At 36.7% G+C, this 4,283-nt stretch carries 3 protein-coding genes; all 3 read left to right on the forward strand.

Annotated elements, in window-relative coordinates:
* The first annotated feature begins 118 nt into the window (after positions 1-118).
* Entirely contained in the window at positions 119-1,057 is a 939-nt protein-coding gene (locus AC3AX0_RS08205; protein ID WP_487549812.1) for a type I phosphomannose isomerase catalytic subunit, read from the forward strand.
* A 173-nt stretch (positions 1,058-1,230) separates the two neighbouring features.
* The gene (locus tag AC3AX0_RS08210) at positions 1,231-2,073 is read left to right on the forward strand and encodes a 3'(2'),5'-bisphosphate nucleotidase CysQ family protein (RefSeq protein ID WP_487549813.1); all 843 of its coding nucleotides are present in this window, start codon (positions 1,231-1,233) and stop codon (positions 2,071-2,073) included.
* A gap of 106 nt (positions 2,074-2,179) precedes the next feature.
* A partial coding sequence (locus tag AC3AX0_RS08215; protein WP_487549814.1) for a diguanylate cyclase domain-containing protein occupies positions 2,180-4,283 on the forward strand: 2,104 nt, incomplete at its 3' end.

The following is a 4,283-nucleotide window of genomic DNA, read 5'->3' on the forward strand; positions in this document are numbered from 1 at the left end:
ACGGCGTAATACCAACGCTTCAAGGGATTACGCATTTTTAACTTTCTTAGACTATTAGAAAAAGCGACTATGTCGCATTAACCATCTAGGCAATAAAATAATGAACGGGGTGAATTAAATGTATCCATTAAAATTCAAAAGTATTTACAAGGAAAAAATATGGGGCGGAAGAAGGCTGGAAGCATACAGGAAAGACCTTCCCCCAAATAAGAATATAGGTGAAAGCTGGGATATGGCTTGTCACGATTATGGCGACAGCATGGTTGAAAATGGAAAGCATGCTGGAAAGACAATAAGCCAGTTAATCAAAGAGTTCAGGAAGGACTTGCTTGGAGTAAAAATTGATTCGGAGCAGTTCCCTCTAAGTTTAAAGATAATTACAGCAGATGAGAAGTTGTCCATTCAGGTTCATCCTTCAGAAGATTATGTTAAAAAAATGAATTTTCTGGGAGGAAGAACTGAAGCCTGGTATGTAATAGATGCTGATCCTGGAGCATATCTCTATCTTGGAATAAAAAACTGTTCCAAGGAAGAATTCAAAAGAGCTCTTGATGATGACACCTATGAAAAATGTATAAACAAGGTGGAAGTTAAGGCAGGAGACATGTTTTATGTGAAAAGCGGACTGCTTCACTGCATAGGAGGCGGAATTACTCTTCTAGAAGTACATGAAAATTATGAGAAGGAATTCAGGATTTACGACTATAACAGGGGAAGAGACCTTGATCTAAAGTCAGCCCTTGATGTACTTGACTTTGACAGTGAGGACATTGTGAGTGACTACAGGCTTCTTACCTACAAGGGCAATAATATTAAGGAATACAACCTTCCTGCAAACTTCAACATAGAGGTCTATAATGTGCAGGATGCAATGCATCAGTCTTCCGACAGGAACAGGTTCCACATATTCACCTGTGTAAAGGGAGAGGGATATATAGTTCACATACAGGGCAGGGAAAAAATCGTTACAGGGGATTCATATCTTATCCCTGCAGCTCTTGGAGCCTACGAACTTGAAGGGGCCATGACCCTTGTAAAAAGCTACATACCAATTTAATGACAATGTGACTGTAATACAGAGAGCTGGGCATTATGCCTGGCCTTTGTTTTAGCTAAGTGGACACCACCACCAGTACACTATCGGATTCGCGTCTAACGAGATGAAGCCGCTGTGTACTGGATGACGGAGCTGAGCTGCTTTGTAAAATAATTGTAATGGAGATATAAGAGATGGAAAAGATAACTAAAAAAGACAGGGAATATCTGGATGAAATGCTACCGGGTATAATTGAAAGAGTAAAGAAAACAGCATATTTAGCAGGAAGGATAATTCTTGAAATATACGAGGGCGATTTCAGTGTTGAATACAAGGAAGATAATTCTCCTCTTACAATGGCCGACAAAAAAACAAACGAATATATAGTGGGAATACTTGAAAAGGAATTTCCCCACATGGCAATTCTAGCAGAGGAATCAGTAGATAACCTTAAAAGATTGGAAAACTACTGGTGTTGGATAGTTGATCCTCTTGATGGAACTAAGGAATTTGTTAAGAAAAACGGTGAATTCACTGTAAACATAGCTCTTTCTTTCAAGGGAAGGACTGTTCTTGGTGTTGTCTATGTACCAGTAAGTGATGAGATGTACTGGGGATACAAAAGTGGGGGATCTTTCCACAGATACAGATGTAGTGAAGCCGATGAGGAATTATATGGGGAGAAAATCCATGTATCTACCAAGGTGGAAGATTTAATTCTTCTCCACAGCAGATCCCACAAAACATCGGAAATAGACGACCTCATTGAAATAAACAAGAACAAAATCAAAGGAATAAGATGCGTAGGTTCCTCTCTTAAAGGATGTCTAATCGCAAAGGGTGAAGGAGATATCTATTATAGGTATGGTCCAACTATGGAATGGGATACGGCAGCTATGCAATGCATAGTTGAGGAAGCGGGAGGTATATTCAGACAGATGGATGATTCTGAAATGACATATAACAGAAGAGACAATTTAAATAGAAAAGGATTTTACATATTGAATTCAATTGAAAACAGGCTAAAACTTAAATAAGATGAAAAATCAAGGTTAGTTAAAGTCAAAAAAGATTGAAATTTACAGTGATAGATAATATAATAAATCTGTTAAATAATTGTTAACTATATTCATTGGAGTAATTATGTTAAAGGAACTTTTTTTAGGATTAATTTACAATATATCCCTGCTTCTTGTGTTAAGTATGTTATATTCATCTTTGACACTTAAGGTTAAGGAAAATAATAAAAATATTTGTTTTTTGACTGGAGTAATAATTGGAGTTGTGGGAATTGGTATCATGACCCATCCAATACCTCTTATAGAAGGCGTTTTTTTTGATGCAAGATCGGTCTTGATTAGTTCGACGGGTTTGTTCTTTGGATTTGGTCCAACTCTTATTGCAACCCTTATAACAGGAGGATACAGGTTCTATCTTGGCGGGATAGGAGCTCCTACAGGTGTGCTTGTTATTGTGACATCGGCTGCCATAGGTCTTCTTTGGAGAAGAATAAGATATGAAAAACTGTTGAAAGGGGATAAAAAATACCCTGCAATTGAGTTTTATATTATGGGAATGGTTGTACATATTGCAATGTTACTTGAGATGCTTACACTTGGAAGTGTTTCTGCCTTTGTTATGAAATCTATATTCCTACCAGTTATTATCATTTATCCAATAGGGTCTTTAATGATAGGGATAATACTTAAGTATCAGTTGGATAATAAAAGAATACAGGACAAGATACAATACAACGAGAATAAATACAGAACCCTTGTAGACGAGATGAAGCAAAGTTTGATTTTAATAGAAATAGTAAGGGATACTGAGGGTACCATTGATAATCTCATGATCAAGGATGCCAATAATAATTTCTGTAAATTGGCAAGGACTATGAATGATGAAATAAGGGGAGCGTATTTACCTGACATATTTACATCAAGTGAGAGAAATTATTTTATAAGGTTGGCGGAAGAGGTTTTGGAAAAAGGGTCCCATACAGAAGAGTTTTATATGGAATCATTCAAAAAATATTATGAATTCCATTCCTATAAAACTACGAAAAATCAATTTGCAATGCTTATTAACGATATAACAAATAGAAAAGAAATGGAACTATCCATACTTGAAAGGGAAAATAGATACAAAAGTCTATTCAACAACAATCATGCAGTAATGCTTGTAATAGACCCTGAATCTGGAATGATAATCGATGCAAACCCTTCGGCTTGCAGTTTTTATATGTATTCATTAGAAGAGCTTAAGGACATGAAGATTTCAGATATCAATGTATTGCCTGAAAAAGAAGTCAACCATGAAATGGCACTAGCGAAAGTCGGAAACAGGAAACACTTCGATTTCATACACAGACTTTCAGACGGAGAAATGAAGGATGTTGAAGTATATTCGGGACCAATAGTGGTTGGAGGAGAAAACCTCTTATATTCCATTATCCATGATGTCACTGAAAAGAACAAAAAACAAAAGGAAATAGAATATTTAAGTTTCCACGACCAGCTTACAGGGTTGTATAATAGAAGATATTTCGAGGAAGAATTGGTGAGACTGGATGTTAATAGAAATCTTCCACTCTCGCTTATAATGTCAGATGTAAATGGATTGAAGCTGGTAAATGATGCCTTTGGTCATGCCATGGGAGATAAACTTCTTATATCTTCAGCAAATATAATAAAAACAGTTTGTAGAGAAGACGATATAATCTCAAGAGTAGGTGGAGATGAAATTGTGATTCTTCTTCCAAATACTGACAGGAAGCAGGCATATAAAATTATAGAGAGAATAAGAGCTATTGCTGAAGAATCAAAATTAGAAGATATTGACTTGTCCATCTCCTTTGGAGTATCAACCAAGACTGAAAAAGACCAGGATGTGGAGACTATTTATAAGGAAGCGGAAGACGACATGTACAAGAACAAGCTTTTTGAGAGCAAGAAGCTTAAGGGCAATATGATAGATACTATAATAAATGCCCTTTATGAAAAGAGCCCAATGGAAGAGGCACATTCCGAAAGAGTCAGCGAACTTTGTGGAGAAATGGGTGTGGTTCTTGAACTCAGTCACGATGAAATAAACGAACTTAAATCAACAGGACTCCTTCATGATATAGGAAAGGTGGCCCTTGACGATGCATTGCTGAATAAGAAGGAAAGGACCACAAAGGCTGATATGGATCAGCTAAGAAGGCATCCGGACATTGGTTACAACATATTGAGCTCTGTCAACAGTC

This window comes from Dethiosulfatibacter sp., assembly GCF_983023055.1.

What these genes read in the sequence shown, in the direction of transcription:
- AC3AX0_RS08205 (WP_487549812.1), top strand. Translation starts at nt 119, where the DNA reads ATGTATCCATTAAAATTCAAAAGTATTTACAAGGAAAAAATATGGGGC.
- AC3AX0_RS08210 (WP_487549813.1), top strand. Translation starts at nt 1,231, where the DNA reads ATGGAAAAGATAACTAAAAAAGACAGGGAATATCTGGATGAAATGCTA.